Below are 14,818 nucleotides of genomic sequence, written 5' to 3'. Positions count from 1 at the left end.
AAAGGAAGTGACACCATCAATAGATGAGGGTTTCTATCTCATGTGGCACAGTTACCTTTATGAAAGACACTGTAGTCCTTCCAATAATTGCAAGGTCAAGCCATCAATTTATTAAAATTTTGAGTGACTCAAAAACAAAGTTTTGTGGATTCTAAATAAAAAAAGTGCATGATCAACATGCACTTTTTAAAGCAATATTTATTGTGTTTTAGCCAGTTAAGCCAACTGCTTTAGCACGTGCTTTATGCAATTTCTTATAGCTGTCGATGAGACGTAAATGACGATCAAGCCCTTCCAGTTTCATACTGGTTGGTGTGAGACCATAGAAACGGACCGTGCCTTCAACAGAACCAACCACAGCATCCATACGTTCATTGCCGAACATACGGCGGAAATTGGTTTCGTAGTCTTCAAGCTCCATTTCATCATCGAGTAAGACTTCTAACACCACATTCATGCATTGATAGAACAAACCACGTTCTACCGTGTTGGTATTGTATTGCAAGAAAGTCTCAACCAACTCTTTCGCTTCTTCAAACTGCTCTAAAGCAAGATAGATCAACAGTTTCAATTCAAGCAGGGTTAATTGTCCCCAAACCGTATTGTCATCGAACTCAATCCCGATCAAGGTGGTGATTTCGGTGTAATCATCCAGTTCGCATTCTTCTAAACGCTCGACCAAGGCTTCCAGCTGTTCTTCATCTAAACGATGTAGATTGAGGATATCTTCACGGAATAAGATCGCTCGATTGGTATTGTCCCAAATCAGGTCTTCAACCAAATAGATTTCAGAATAATCAGGCACCAAGATACGACATGCGGTTGCACCTAAGTGCTCATACACCGCCATGTAGACTTCTTTGCCCATTTCTTCAAGGATACCGAACAATTCTGCAGCTTCTTCAGCATTTGAATTTTCACCTTCATTGGTGAAGTCCCACTCGACAAAGTCATAATCTGATTTGGCACTAAAGAAACGCCAAGAGACCAAGCCGCTTGAATCAATGAAGTGTTCAACAAAGTTGTTTGGTTCAGTAACGGCATTGCTTTGGAAAGTTGGTTGCGGTAAATCGTTTAAACCTTCAAAACTACGGCCTTGCAACAATTCAGTCAAACTACGCTCTAATGCCACTTCAAAGCTTGGGTGTGCACCAAATGAGGCAAATACACCGCCTGTACGTGGATTCATTAAAGTCACACACATCACAGGGAATTGACCGCCCAATGATGCATCTTTGACAAGGACTGGGAAGCCTTGCTCTTCCAAGCCTTGGATACCTGCCACAATACTTGGGTATTTGGCCAATACCTCTTGCGGCACATCGGGTAGTGCAATTTCACCTTCCAGAATTTCACGTTTAACCGCACGTTCAAAAATTTCAGAGAGACATTGAACTTGAGCTTCTGCCAAGGTATTGCCCGCACTCATACCATTACTGAGGTATAAGTTCTCAATCAGATTCGATGGGAAATAGACAATCTCATCATCTGATTGACGTACGAATGGCAATGAACAAATACCTCGTTCCGTATTCCCTGAGTTGGTGTCGTATAAATGCGTACCGAGTAACTCATCATCTGGGTTATAAATTTCGAGACAATATTCATCCAAAATTTCTTTTGGTAATTCGCCATTTGGACCCGGTTTAAACCACTTCTCATCTGGATAATGCACAAATTCTGCATTGGCAATGTCCTCACCCCAGAATTGATCGTTATAGAAGAAGTTACAGTTTAAACGTTCAATGAATTCACCTAAAGCCGATGCCAAAGCACTTTCTTTGGTTGAGCCTTTACCATTGGTAAAGCACATTGGTGATTGTGCATCTCGGATATGCAACGACCAGACATTCGGTACGATATTGCGCCAAGATGCGATTTCAATCTTCATGCCTAGACCTGCCAGAATCCCTGACATATTGGCAATGGTCTCTTCTAATGGCAGATCTTTACCCGCAATGTAGGTGCTGCTTTCAGAGGCAAGGCTTGGCATCAATAAGGCTTGTGCATCTGCATCAATGCTTTCAACCTCTTCAATGATAAATTCTGGACCAGTTTGAATCACTTTCTTAACCGTACAGCGATCGATTGAACGCAAGATGCCTTGACGGTCTTTTTCAGAAATATCAGCTGGTAATTCAACCTGAATTTTAAAAATCTGTTTGTAGCGATTTTCAGGATCAACAATATTGTTCTGTGATAAACGAATGTTGTCGGTTGGAATATCACGCGCAGCACAATACACTTTGACAAAGTAAGCTGCACATAACGCAGATGACGCAAGGAAATAATCAAATGGACCGGGTGCAGAACCATCGCCTTTATAACGAATCGGCTGATCGGCGATTACCGTAAAGTCATCAAACTTCGCTTCTTGGCGAAGATTGTCGAGATAATTAACCTTGATTTCCATGCGAGCACCTAAATATTCTTATGTGTTGCAAGTACATAAGATTGAAAATATTAATCTATAAGCCGAATCGTGGATCACAAATGGACTTAAAAAACTGTTGCTAAGGTCGTCTTATGACTCTATCTAAACACTGACCTTAGTATTGATGGGCGCTATTATAGAAGTATTTTGTGTAATTGATAACTTTTGTCTGTTTTTCTAGCCTTTTTATGAACAATTAAGCAGGTTTTACCATATTGACCCAAACTTAGAGCTGCATGGCAATCTCAACAAAGGCTTTTGCAATCGGTGTCATCTGTTGCTTGTTTTTGACCGCGAGTCCTATTGAACGTTTGGTATTGGGAGATAATGGCCGTTTTACCACATTGGGATATAGCTGAAGAATATTTTTGTCTAGGGCTAAATCCGCCACAATTGAAACCCCTGCACCATGATTGACCATATTTAAAATCGACAGGATTTGCGACAAGTTATACTTAATCTGCGGCGTAAGTTGTGCAGCCTTAAAAAGTTCCATGACATGGTTTTGACTGCCCGCACTGGTCAGAATAAAAGGATGATCAATCAGCTCTTGCAATTGCACTGCTGGCTTTTGTGCAATCTCTAAATCCTTAGGCAATAAAGCAACAAAGATATCCTCCAACAAAGCAAAGTTATCAAAGTGGGTTTCAGGCAACACCACAAAGCCAAGATCGACTTTGCGTTCATCTATCCATTGCAATACTTCTTTATCAGTTCCTTCTAGCATCAACACCTCAACATCAGGATATTGCTGCGTAAATTGTTTTAAAATCATTGGAATCAGCACATTGGAAGATGATGCGCCAAAGGACCCAATCCTTAAAGTTCCCGCTTTTAGACCCTTTAGATCCATTACTTCTTGGTGAATAATGTTAGAAACATTCAAGATTTCATTTACATAAGGCAGTAAGCGTTGTCCTGCAGCTGTCAGTTCTACTTCATTGTTATTTCGATAAAACAGTTGGGTTTCCCATTTCTTTTCCAACGATTTAAGTGCATGCGAAATCGCTGACTGTGAAATATTCAGTAGTTGTGCAGTATGTGTAAAATTTTTTAGTTCCGCGAGTTTTGAAAATATTTCGAGTTGGGTCAGGGTCATCATGATGCATTCATGAGTAAAAGCTCATTTTACTATAAAAATAAATTAGTTTTAGGATTTGATTCAATTCTATATTGATTAAAAATTGCATGCATCATTTAGCCATTTCTCTTTCGAGCTCCACTGTTTATTTTAAGCTGATCTGTGTTGCCATGATGTGGGGTGGTACCTTCATCGCAGGACGAATTGTTGCTGCGGAACTCTCTCCGAACTTATCTGCATTATTACGCTTTGGTTTTGCTGCAGTCTTACTGGTCTTAATCTTATTGAAAAGCACAGGAAGTTTTCCAAATCTTTCTGCACAACAACATGTCTATGCCATCTTGATGGGATTGACCGGTGTACTTGCTTATAATTTATTTTTCTTTGCTGCTCTATCCAGAATTGAAGCAGGCAGAACTGCACTGTTTGTGAGTTTATCCCCTATTTTAACCATCTTGGCAATGCGGATTTTCTTTCAGGAAAGGCTTCGGAGAATAAATTATTTAGGTGTATGTCTCGCTTTAATCGGCACACTCATCGTCGTGAGTAAAGGTGAATTTTTTGCTGCATTCACTCAATCTTTTGGCGCGGGTGAAATGATGATGTGTGGCGCGGTCTTCAGTTGGGTCATTTACACAATCTGCTTTAAGCAGACCCGTGCACCCGCTTTAACCATGACCACGTATTCAGTACTTTGGGGAACATTATTTCTATTCATCAGTCTTATGCCTGAATTTATGCAGTTTTCTCTGCCGCATATTTCTCTTCGTAGCGGGTTATCAATTGTATTTCTAGGTGCCTTTGGTACTGTACTAACTTTTGTCTGGTATGCCGAGGCGATTCACAGCATTGGTGCATCTCGAACCATCGTATTTAATAATTTAGTACCTGTATTTGCAGTCTTACTGGCATTTCTTATTCTGAATGAACCCATCACCTGGTCAATGCTGGTGGGTGGCAGCCTAAGCTTTATTGGTGTTATTTTAACCAACAAACAGGAAGAATAGAGCTATACAAACAGCAATAAAAAACTTAGCTAAAAAGCTAAGTTTTTTATTGCAAGATGAATATTTTTTGTGCAATACTTAGCTTTATGGCTAAGTATGATTCTAAACTCGATTTGTTATTCAGTGCTCTCAGTGATCCAACGCGCAGAGATATCTTAACGCGACTGTCTTTTGGGACAGCATCGATCACTGAACTGGCTGAACAACATGACATGGCCCTGCCATCTTTTCTAAAACATTTAAATAAATTAGAAGAAGCAGGACTTATTCATTCAGAAAAAAATGGACGAATCAGAACTTGTGCTCTGACACCCGATGCATTCACCCCCATGCAAAATTGGTTAAGTGAGCAACGGGCAATCTGGGAACAACGACTTAATCAATTTGATCGTTATGCACTCGAATTAAAAAGGAAAAGAGAAAATGAAACTGGATCCAAAAACTGATTTAAAACTAGAAAGAGTGATTGATGTGCCGCGTGAACTGGTCTGGGAATGCTGGACCACACCTGAACACATCCAACACTTCTTTATTCCTCGCCCGCACTCGATTAAAGCCTGTGAAATTGATTTACGAGTGGGTGGGAAATTCAACACCATCTTTGATGTGGATGGCAATGAAATCAAGAATGAAGGTGTTTACCTAGAAGTGATTGATGGCAAAAAACTGGTCTTTACCGATACTTATACTGAGGACTGGAAACCTGCTGAGAATCCATTTATGACTGCGATTCTGTTGCTTGAAGATGCAGGTAACGGAGCAACCAAATATACTGCAATTGCCAGACACCGTACTGCTGAAACTCGCCAGCAACACGAAGACATGGGCTTCTTTGAAGGTTGGGGAACAGTGATTGATCAATTGGTTGAGTATGCTCAAGGACTAAAAGCCTAATCTATTTACAGATAAAAAACGCCTCAAAGCCCAATCATTTACGCACTTTGAGGCGTTTTTTTATTGCTCCAATCAAATTCGCCCAACTTCTAAATACGGGATCAAGTTCTTATCAAAGTTTGGACGTGGATCACCCAGAAAACTAATAAAGCCATGCATGCCTGTTAATCGTTCACCTTTATAAAACTGATTCAGCTGAAAACGAGGATCTTGATGCGATAAGGTAAAGCTGACAATTCCTACACCGCGTTGCTTAGAGAGTTTTTGCGCATCTCCAAGCATTAAATGATGCAGTGCTAACTGCTGTGGATGGCACAATAAACTGTGTAACACATGATATTTTAAGGAATCACCAAGTTTAGGTAATGGCATGCCTTTAGTGACTTTGGTCAGTAAATTATAGATCGGACGTAGTACACCAATCGCTGAACTGTAATGCAAGATTTTGGTTTGTTTAAGGCCATGTTGATCCCATAACCCAAACATTCCGACGAGTTTCTCATCTTGAAAATACAGCTGAAAATCCGAAAGCTTCAAGCCAGTAAAATACTGATGCCCTGCGTGTAATTCTTCAAAATTATATGCTGGGATAAAATTATAATGCTGCGACATCTCTGCAATAAATCGATTCATAGCAGTAATATCTTCTGGCTGCGCTGCACGTGACTGAATTTCACAGTTCGCTGTATCAGCTTGAGCCTTCTGATCTAAGAAGGCTTTAATTTTTGCCTTTGTCCCAAGATGGGTCAGCGTTAGTGTTTCTATCAGTCCTTCATCATAATAATCAGGAATTCCTGTTTTTCCAGTTTGTATTGCCGCTCGTGCAGCATAATTATCATTAAAGATGATCATCTGGCTAAAATCAGGTTGATGCATGGTTTGTTTGACATGTACACCCAAAGCCTTGACCAATGATTTACCACGATAGTTTGGATCAACACGCAAATCACTGGCATAGCGTACATTTTGTACTGTTTTATCGACATAGCATGGACGATGACCATTGCTATAACAGGCGACATTTTTCTGACTTTGCGTATCTTCAATCACCACATGCAGCTTATGTCGATACAGAATATCCGAAGCCTTAAAATAACTGGGTTCACGCTGAAAACTGATTTGCACCCCTTTGGTGGTCATCGGCACCGCAATCAGCTCACGTAAGGCTTGATCATCAGCCAAGGTTGCTTCACGGGTAAGCAACGAATTATTTTGAGTATTTGGTGGATTTGTTTTCATTAATTATTCACCTGTTGTGTATTTTGTGTAGACACCAAATCATTGAGATGTCCCATTTGGTCTAAGAGCTGATACACAAAAACAATTTCATCCTGCTCGTTGACCGTTTTCTGAGTTTGAACATCCAATAACTTTTGTTCAGTATTTAATAAATCAAAAGTGGTTTTGGTGCCCAATTCAAATTCTTTACGGGTATAAACAAAGGCAATTGAAGCGGCATCAATGGCATTTTGTAGTGCGTCTTTGTTCTGACGGATGGTCTGCAACTGCGCATAGGTGGTCCGTGTACGTTGATTCAAATCCAGTTCAAGACTACGAATTTTTTGGTTGGCCAGATCAACATCCGCTTGTGCTTTACGCGTATTGGCGCGATTCAAGCCATCGTCATAAAGTGGCACATTAAGCTGCACTCCGACCATGTAATTATTACTTTCGGAACCAATATAACTGGCTTCGTGCTGCGCACCCGCACGACTGGTGAGCATAACCGTCGGCCATAGTTCTCGCTTGGTTAGGGCATATTGCTTTTCAGCTGCCTGCTTTTCATATTTGGCCCGTAATAAAGCTGGATGACTTTTGGTTTGCGCCAAAATCTCATCCAGACTGTTAGAAATTTCAGGGAGACGCTTAACCGGGCTTAGATTATCTGCACTTAGACCCGTAATTTGTGAAAACTGTGCTTCACTCACCGTGAGATTGGATTGGGCTTGCGTAATATCGGCCTGACCTTGTGCCACCTGAGCCAGCACTTGTGCCAAGTCTGCACGGGTAATCATACCCACATCAAAACGTCGCTGTGACTCATACAGCGAACGCTGTAAGTTAGACATGGTTTTTTTTCTCAGCTCCAGAATCGCTTTCTTTTTCAGTACATCGGTATAGACCATGACTGTATTCAAAATCGTTTCAGATCGTTGATCCGAAAGTCCTTGCGACTGCGCAGAAAGTTGATTTTTAGCAACATCAATTCCCAAGCGATGTCGTCCTGATGTGTAGATAGGGTAATCCATTTGTAATTGCAAACTACGACCTTTTCGGTTTCCTTCAGTTGGAAACATGACGTTAGTCGGCGTTTCAACCCGCTCATAATCAAGTTGTCCAACCAAATTCACTTTGAGTCCATCACGTTGTTTGGCCTGTTCAAGCATTGCTGTGGATTGATTGACACTTAAACGACTCACCTCCAATTGGCTCTCATGTCTTAAACTGGCGGATAATGCATCATCTAAAGTCATGGCATCCACCAGACTGGATGCCAACAATAGTCCCATACAAAGCGCGTATTGAGACTTTAAAAATCGATGGTTAAATTTCGTCATCCCTTTCTTCATAGTTGTTCCAAACTATTCAAGGTAACTTTCTTAAGTGGTTCAGGCTTAATATTACCTTCGATGATGCCATCAAACATCACCAGCTTTTTGTAGGCGTTCCAACCATTATTGGCTTGACGAATCTGAGGCTGATCTAACTGGCCGAGATTACGTGCCAGCTCATAATGAAAGTTTTGACGCAAAATCTGATCAATATAATCATCATCAATACTGTGATGAATCTCACCCTCGAACAGAACGCAGTAAAATGGTTTGACCTGCTGTTCTGTATCAATTGCCAACAACGAGATTGCTTTAGAGTCGGTTTCATTTAGTTGTGAAAGCAACTGTTGTGCCGTTTCTGGGGCAAGCTTCTCTCCCACTAAATCCACTCCAAAACGGCGACCTTGAAACTCAAAACACGGTACTTGTTCCAGAAAACTGGTCACCCGTAAGCAATCATCAAGGCAATAACGTAGTAAACCATTGCCTGATGTGATAATTGGACTGACCACATCCCCCATCTTCAGCTCCCAAGATGGAATGATTTGTCCCGTTTTTTCACCTTCTAAATATTCAAATTCATAGAAATGACTTTGATAAGCCAGTGGATAATGATCGTTATATGGAATGGTGACTACACCTTCGGTGGCCCATAAGCCTTTACCTTCAAATTGTACAGATGGAAGGCGTTGCTTTAGTTTTTCCGCCCAAGCTTTAGATCCTGCGGTATCCCAACTCGATACTAAACTCAGTATTGGCCATAGCTTTTTAAAATCAATGTGTTCACCATTTGAACTGTCCATCAGACATTTTGCACTTTCTGGACTGAATGGCGCTTTGACTTCTTTTAATGAAGCTTGGCGCGCTCCCCATCGACCTGTTTCTAAAACTTCAATCACCTCTTGCTGCATAGACTCTAAACGATCTAAAAGTTGCAAAGCAAAGGTCGGACTCCATACTGAAATCATGGCCAGATTGCGGTTGGCAACCAGATAACAAATGGTGGCAAACAAAGCATCATCGGCATTGGCTGCAAAGGCGACATTGCTTGGCACGGCTTGGGTAAATTTAGATAAAATGCGCTTACCTATACCCAGTAATGCACTGTCATCATTCAGATTTTTATCTTTTAGCACTTCACGTTGGCTTTCTGGCAACCATGAAACAGACCAATAATGAGTGCCTGAACGTAACTGTGGACATTTGCGATAGAGGCTCGCCATCCATGGTGCAATTGCGTGATCTAGTTCATCTAAAAACAGTTTGGTGTAAGGGATAAATTTGATTTGTTCACTTGAACCACTAGTTGGCTGGAAACGTACCAGTTTACTGCTTGAGAGTTGTAATTCTTGGTCTCGATAACGCTGAATATTCTCACGCCATGCAGCATAACGTGAAGCAGGAAACGCATTCACAAATTGTGCATAATCATGAACCCTTTGTTCTTTTGCAAAATGAGAGCTTTGCAAAATTGAACTCAGGATTTGACGTTGAGTTTCTTCTAGACGATTAAACTGCTTTTTAAAATCTCGGTCAGACACATCACACCATTGTTTTAAAATTAGATGTGAACCTAAGGTTAACCACTCTGTATGCTTCATTGTAAAACTCCCCGGCGAATAGCAGGACTTTTTAACAAAGCTTCACATCGGCCTTTGCTGGCAGGCTTAGTCATTAATTTGACTGGGAATCGTGCAAGATCTTTCCAACCTAAACGGCCAATACATGGTAGCTCTGTGCCGACTGTCCACGTTGGGTTTTTTTGTTCAAAGAAATGAATATTCGGGTTTTTCTCTCTCATTTCCTCAGTAATCGGCGCCACTTCGCCTTTGAGTGGTTGATAGTCGTTTCCAAAATTTAATAAACCAGCTTCTTTGTCATAATATTCACCAAAGAAGTTTTCACAGTAATGTTCAATCACACTGGAAAGGTGCTGGTTCTCGTCATTGATATTTGGGTAATACACATAATAGTTATTGGCAAGCAGTAAATAGGTTTTGTAGCCTTTGGAAATCAATAACCAATACAGCTCGTTAAAGGGATATTTGACACGTAATTTAATCATGAGTTTGAGCATGGTACTTTGCAATGTACGTGTGCCCCAATATGCTCTAAGGATAACGGTGTCACCACTAAATAGAACCGTGTAGTCCTTACCATTCAGATAAAAATGCTGAACAACCACAGTAGAAAAACCAACGATTTCATCGGTTTCCGAGTTAAAGATTAAGATGGCACCACTTTTCTTTTTGAAATCATCCGCAAAGATGGAAAACTTGGTATTTTCATAATATTGCTCGTAAATCGAATACATGACTTTTAGCCGATCAATATCGATTTGTTCTTTCTCGACATATTGACCATAGGTAGATTCTTTATTATTGAATCTTGAAATCAGTTTATATGTTGTATTAATCATCTGCTTCAACCTCTAAATTTGGATATGCACGTTCCCCTATCTCATAAAGAAATATAAAAACTCATATCACTGTTCTTTTTATGACGGGGTATGTTGTTGTATACGATGCCCCGATTATTTTTTCGTTATATGAAACAACCCTCTAGCATTGAATATCTACATGTCCATTTTCTTCCCCCTATCCATAAAGATGGTTAAGAAAGCCGCCACAAACATGATGATGGCCAGCATACGTAATAAATCATTGAAACTTGATGTCAGTGCTTGGTAATGAATATCTCGGTAGATCACACTGAGCGCGATTTGTTGAGCATTACTGCCCACTTCTTGGTATTGCGCTGTCAACTGGTCTAATCTTTCAATGAAAATCCAGTTCTGTGGGTTCATATACTGATTCAATTGCGTCACATGCACGGCGGTCAGCCAATCGAGCGATGAGTTGATCAATGCCAGACCAACTGCTCCACCAATATTACGCATCAGGTTATAAATACCACTGGCATCGGCAACTTTGGTTAGTGGCAGCGTACTCATTGCCAAATGTGAGACCACGATCAAACAAATCATCAGACCAATGCCACGATAGATTTGTGGCCAGAACATAAAGTCATAATCGCTGTGGATACTGAGATGTGAATTAAGCCAAACGCCAAAACCAGCCAAGATCATCCCAACAAACACGGTTTTTCGGGTATCAAAGTTTGGAATCAACCATGCAAGAAAAGGCGCAAAACAGAACATCACAATCCCTGTCACCATCATAATATGTCCGATTTGACTGCTATTCATTTCTCGGACTTGCCCAAGAAATACAGGAATCATATAGCCCAAGCCATATAAGGCCATACCAATCACAAAAGTAATGATGCAGCTTAAAGTAAAGTTTTTGTTCTTAAATACACTCAGATCCAGCAAAGGTTTAGGCTGGGTAAAACTGCGTGAGAAGAAGATCATGCCACCAATCAGGCAAATGATAAATGCAACACGCACACCTGTATCGGCGAGCCAATCATGTCGCGCCCCTTCATCCAAGAAATACTCCAAACCACCTAAGAACATGGCCATACCAATCAAACTGAACCAGTCCATACTTTTGATCAGTGAATAATTGGCGCGGTCTATATTTGGTCCAGAGTAAATAATTGTCGCAATCAAAATACCAGGGATGATGTTAATCAGGAACATCCAGTGCCATGAGAAATTATTGGTCAACCAACCACCAATGGTTGGGCCAATGGCTGGACCTAAAGTACTGATCATGCCAAACATCACCAACGGCAAGGCACGTTTTGCTTCAGGAAACAGCAGATATAACGCCGTCATTGAGGTAGGGATCATACCGCCGCCCATAAAACCCTGAATGGCACGGAAAACCAACAGACTTTCCAGATTCCATGCCAAAGCACACAGCAAAGAGCTAATGGTGAATCCGATCGCACAAATGGTGTAATAAATTCGAGTCGAGAGCACCCGAGAGACGATACTGGACATTGGAATTGCAATAATTTCAGCAATCAAATAAACCGTTTGCACCCATGTCACTTCGTAACGGCTAGCACTCATGCCTGCCTGCACTTCATTCAAAGAACTTGCAACAATTTGAATATCCAGAATTGCCATGAAATTACCAAAAATCATGGCAGCAAAAATCAGCCAAGCTGTTTTTGGCGCAAACTTCCACTCATCTTGGTTCGGTTTATTCATTTTCTTATACCCAAAACTTTTCTGATTAAGTTCTTAAATCAACAGTCGCGCTGACGGACATTCCAGGTTTTATAAGGTCAATATGTGGACTCGAATCAATTGCTATCCGCACAGGAATACGTTGCACCACTTTATTGAAATTTCCTGTGGCGTTGTCTGGTGGCATGAGTGAAAAGGTCGCGCCAGATGCTGGGGAAAAGCTTTCGATTTTCCCTGTATAGGTCAGACTTGGATAAGCATCTATTTTTAATTTAACTTCCTGCCCAATATGCATTTTCTCGATTTGGGTTTCTTTGAAGTTTGCTTGCACATACAAACTTTTCTCAGGAATAATTGCCATTAAACGTGTTTGTGGTGAAACACGAGAACCTTTCTGAATCGAAAGACTGCCGACTTTTCCTGTTACTGGGCTAATCACCTTTGAGGATAAAAGATCAATCTGGTAAAGATCCAAAGTCGCATTGGCATTCTGAATATCTGCCAGTAACTGTGCACGACTGGCTTGTAAACTGCCGAGCTGTGCCTCTGCAGCATTAACTGCAGCTTGTGCTTTACTGAGTTGTGCCTGAGCCGTTAAATATTGGGATTGTATGCCTTCAAAATTTTGTCGGGTAATCACCCCGTCTTTGAGTAAATCTTGATAACGATTGAAATCTTTTTTCAAACGAGATAAATCTGCTTGGGCAGCAACCACACCACTATTCGCTTCACTAATCGATGATTTTGCAGACTTTTCATTCTGTTGCTGAACAGCAAGCGCAGCTTGTTTTAAGGTGACAACTGATTTCGCCTGATCATAACGTGCCTGATAATCACGATGATCTAAAATCGCCAAAGCCTCTCCTTTTTTCACAAACTGATTGTCATTAATAATCAATTCAACGACTTCACCTGAGATTTTTGGCATCACCCAAGTGACATCAGCTTGAACATAGGCATTATCGGTAGATTGATAGAATCGATAGACCAAAAAATAATACGCGATGCCTAAGATCAGAAATAAGATGAGTACACTAAACACAACCCAAGTTATTTTTTTTCGACTTTGGAAATTAGTATCAGTTTCGAGCTGAGCTACGTTATCCATATTTATTCCGCTATTTTGTAATATACAGTTTTTATTTTGAGCCACGGTTAAATGGTCATCTTTTCACGTAACTTTTCACTTAATTGTGTATAAATAAATAGTTACAATGTAATAATTGGCGCAAATTATCATTCTTAATGGAATAATATGTCATTGACCATTTGTGCATATCATTTTTCTATTTCTGCCAATTGTTCGAATGGTATAAAGCTTTTATTAAAGATTTGTGAAATTCTAGCACAAGCATAAATGATTCGTGTTTTCATTTGTAAAAAATTAAACCTATATTATTGTTTAATTTAAATAAATTATTAAATTCAGCTTCACCAATATTTTTACCATTTAGTTTAATCATCTTACTTTTCTAATCTATTTATGAGCATAAAAATAGTAAAATGCCAAAAAGCCGAAGCGTTATAGAAATGTAATTTTTGCAAAAAAAGTGATTTTTCTCCTATTAATTTTAATATTTTAATTCAATCAAATTGTGCGCTATTGCACAAATAGTTTTTGCAAAAGTGAATAAAGTATTTAAGCTAAACAAATCATTAGAATTAATAACCTAAATGTGCTAATTCATTACTTTGCATAGTAAAAATTTAAAGTATTGCTAAATACTGCTATTTATAGGTCTTGCTCAGATGTGAACTATATCAACTTAGATACCGGTAAGTTGTAATCTGATCAGACAAAACAACCAGAAAATTGGAAAAATAATATTGATCTAAAAAAAGGACTGCTTATGGATTCTGGACTAATCACACTTTTTCTACCGATCGCCTTGGCGATTGTCATGGCCGGGCTGGGTTTGGAGCTCACACTCAAAGACTTTGCACGAGTAAGCAAACATCCCAAAGCGGTGATCATTGCTTTGTTTTGTCAGCTTATTTTATTGGTCGGCATTGCATTTTTAATTTGTAAAATATTGCATTTACCGCCGCTTCTGGCAGTCGGTTTGATGTTACTTGCCGCTTCACCTGGTGGATCAACCGCAAATCTATTCAGCTACTTATATAAAGGTGATATCGCACTAAATATCACATTAACCGCAATTAATGCCATTATTGCCGCCATTTTTTTACCATTTATTGTCAATTTCTCAATTTTGCATTTTATGAATGAAGGCCAACAAGTCGGACTACAATTTGCAAAAGTCCTGCAAGTCTTTGCCATCATTCTGGTTCCTGTTTGTATTGGGATGTTGATCCGTCATTATGCGCCAAATACAGCAGAAAAACTGAATCGCCCTGTGCGCATTTTCGCTGTGGTGTTTCTTCTGATTATTATTTTGGGTGCAATTATAAAAGAACGAAATAACCTGATCGAATATATCGGGCAAATTGGCTTTGCAACTGCCTTATTTTGTGCAATTAGTCTATGTGTCGGTTATTTTGTACCACGACTGTTTGGAATCAGCTCTTATCAAGCTCGCGCATGCGCGTTTGAGATTGGTATTCATAATAGTACGCTGGCCATGACCATCGCACTCACCATTATGGCAAGTACGACCATTGCCATGCCTGCTGCGGTCTACTCAATTTTTATGTATATTTTCGCGACTATCTTTGGGACTTTGATTACACGATTTGGCACTCAGGAAACGATTAAAGCTTAACTTTTTTAAATCATCACCGCCATAG

12 protein-coding genes are annotated in these 14,818 nt (G+C 40.0%); 4 read left to right on the top strand and 8 right to left on the bottom strand.

Translation table 11 applies throughout. The features are described from left to right. Window positions 1–208: 208 nt before the first annotated feature. Both F885_RS15870 and F885_RS15875 read right to left on the bottom strand, forming a co-directional pair. Window positions 209–2,413, bottom strand: coding sequence for an OsmC domain/YcaO domain-containing protein (locus F885_RS15870; protein ID WP_005313677.1), 2,205 nt, complete (start codon window positions 2,411–2,413; stop codon window positions 209–211). 247 nt (window positions 2,414–2,660) lie between these two features. Then, window positions 2,661–3,533, bottom strand: coding sequence for a LysR family transcriptional regulator (locus F885_RS15875; protein WP_032859019.1), 873 nt, complete (start codon window positions 3,531–3,533; stop codon window positions 2,661–2,663). An 89-nt stretch (window positions 3,534–3,622) separates the two neighbouring features. Between F885_RS15875 and F885_RS15880 the strand changes: the two genes are divergently transcribed. From F885_RS15880 to F885_RS15890, 3 genes are all read left to right on the top strand, one after another. Continuing rightward, window positions 3,623–4,522 (top strand): DMT family transporter, encoded by a 900-nt coding sequence (locus F885_RS15880; protein ID WP_005313671.1) that lies wholly within the window; start codon window positions 3,623–3,625, stop codon window positions 4,520–4,522. Between the two features lie 86 nt (window positions 4,523–4,608). Further along, entirely contained in the window at window positions 4,609–4,968 is a 360-nt protein-coding gene (locus F885_RS15885; protein ID WP_004653570.1) for an ArsR/SmtB family transcription factor, read from the top strand. Continuing rightward, the gene (locus F885_RS15890) at window positions 4,946–5,416 is read left to right on the top strand and encodes an SRPBCC family protein (RefSeq protein WP_005188300.1); all 471 of its coding nucleotides are present in this window, start codon (window positions 4,946–4,948) and stop codon (window positions 5,414–5,416) included. The genes F885_RS15885 and F885_RS15890 overlap by 23 nt, the downstream gene beginning before the upstream one ends. A 72-nt stretch (window positions 5,417–5,488) precedes the next feature. On the opposite strand, the gene F885_RS15895 is transcribed toward F885_RS15890, so the two are convergent. The 6 genes from F885_RS15895 to F885_RS15920 all read right to left on the bottom strand — a co-directional run bounded on the left by F885_RS15895 (window position 5,489) and on the right by F885_RS15920 (window position 13,178). After that, window positions 5,489–6,655 (bottom strand): hypothetical protein, encoded by a 1,167-nt coding sequence (locus tag F885_RS15895; protein WP_005203790.1) that lies wholly within the window; start codon window positions 6,653–6,655, stop codon window positions 5,489–5,491. Further along, entirely contained in the window at window positions 6,655–7,986 is a 1,332-nt protein-coding gene (locus tag F885_RS15900) for a TolC family protein (RefSeq protein ID WP_005203796.1), read from the bottom strand. Before F885_RS15900 ends, F885_RS15895 begins: the two co-directional genes overlap by 1 nt. Next, window positions 7,983–9,569: a GH3 family acyl-acid amido synthetase gene (locus F885_RS15905; protein ID WP_005313658.1), complete on the bottom strand. Its 1,587-nt coding sequence runs from the start codon at window positions 9,567–9,569 to the stop codon at window positions 7,983–7,985. The genes F885_RS15900 and F885_RS15905 overlap by 4 nt, the downstream gene beginning before the upstream one ends. Then, complete coding sequence (locus F885_RS15910; protein WP_005313655.1) at window positions 9,566–10,387, bottom strand: hypothetical protein; 822 nt, start codon at window positions 10,385–10,387, stop codon at window positions 9,566–9,568. The genes F885_RS15905 and F885_RS15910 overlap by 4 nt, the downstream gene beginning before the upstream one ends. Window positions 10,388–10,543: 156 nt before the next feature. Then, window positions 10,544–12,091: a DHA2 family efflux MFS transporter permease subunit gene (locus tag F885_RS15915; RefSeq protein ID WP_005313652.1), complete on the bottom strand. Its 1,548-nt coding sequence runs from the start codon at window positions 12,089–12,091 to the stop codon at window positions 10,544–10,546. Window positions 12,092–12,116: 25 nt separating this feature from the next. Next, window positions 12,117–13,178, bottom strand: coding sequence for an HlyD family secretion protein (locus F885_RS15920; protein ID WP_005313649.1), 1,062 nt, complete (start codon window positions 13,176–13,178; stop codon window positions 12,117–12,119). Between the two features lie 742 nt (window positions 13,179–13,920). Between F885_RS15920 and F885_RS15925 the strand changes: the two genes are divergently transcribed. Then, window positions 13,921–14,793 (top strand): bile acid:sodium symporter family protein, encoded by an 873-nt coding sequence (locus F885_RS15925; protein WP_005313645.1) that lies wholly within the window; start codon window positions 13,921–13,923, stop codon window positions 14,791–14,793. Window positions 14,794–14,818: the final 25 nt, after the last annotated feature.

It is taken from the genome of Acinetobacter higginsii (assembly GCF_000369845.1).
GTDB classification, from domain to species: domain Bacteria; phylum Pseudomonadota; class Gammaproteobacteria; order Pseudomonadales; family Moraxellaceae; genus Acinetobacter; species Acinetobacter higginsii.
Note: the sequence above shows the minus strand (reverse complement) of the source record. Positions and strands in the feature narration are given on the sequence as shown.

Excerpts from the sequence above, each read along its gene's own strand:
- F885_RS15920 (WP_005313649.1), bottom strand. The coding sequence starts at position 13,178 with ATGGATAACGTAGCTCAGCTCGAAACTGATACTAATTTCCAAAGTCGA.
- F885_RS15870 (WP_005313677.1), bottom strand. The coding sequence starts at position 2,413 with ATGGAAATCAAGGTTAATTATCTCGACAATCTTCGCCAAGAAGCGAAG.
- F885_RS15915 (WP_005313652.1), bottom strand. The coding sequence starts at position 12,091 with ATGAATAAACCGAACCAAGATGAGTGGAAGTTTGCGCCAAAAACAGCT.
- F885_RS15885 (WP_004653570.1), top strand. The coding sequence starts at position 4,609 with ATGGCTAAGTATGATTCTAAACTCGATTTGTTATTCAGTGCTCTCAGT.
- F885_RS15910 (WP_005313655.1), bottom strand. The coding sequence starts at position 10,387 with ATGATTAATACAACATATAAACTGATTTCAAGATTCAATAATAAAGAA.
- F885_RS15875 (WP_032859019.1), bottom strand. The coding sequence starts at position 3,533 with ATGACCCTGACCCAACTCGAAATATTTTCAAAACTCGCGGAACTAAAA.
- F885_RS15900 (WP_005203796.1), bottom strand. The coding sequence starts at position 7,986 with ATGAAGAAAGGGATGACGAAATTTAACCATCGATTTTTAAAGTCTCAA.
- F885_RS15890 (WP_005188300.1), top strand. The coding sequence starts at position 4,946 with ATGAAACTGGATCCAAAAACTGATTTAAAACTAGAAAGAGTGATTGAT.
- F885_RS15905 (WP_005313658.1), bottom strand. The coding sequence starts at position 9,569 with ATGAAGCATACAGAGTGGTTAACCTTAGGTTCACATCTAATTTTAAAA.
- F885_RS15925 (WP_005313645.1), top strand. The coding sequence starts at position 13,921 with ATGGATTCTGGACTAATCACACTTTTTCTACCGATCGCCTTGGCGATT.
- F885_RS15880 (WP_005313671.1), top strand. The coding sequence starts at position 3,623 with ATGCATCATTTAGCCATTTCTCTTTCGAGCTCCACTGTTTATTTTAAG.
- F885_RS15895 (WP_005203790.1), bottom strand. The coding sequence starts at position 6,655 with ATGAAAACAAATCCACCAAATACTCAAAATAATTCGTTGCTTACCCGT.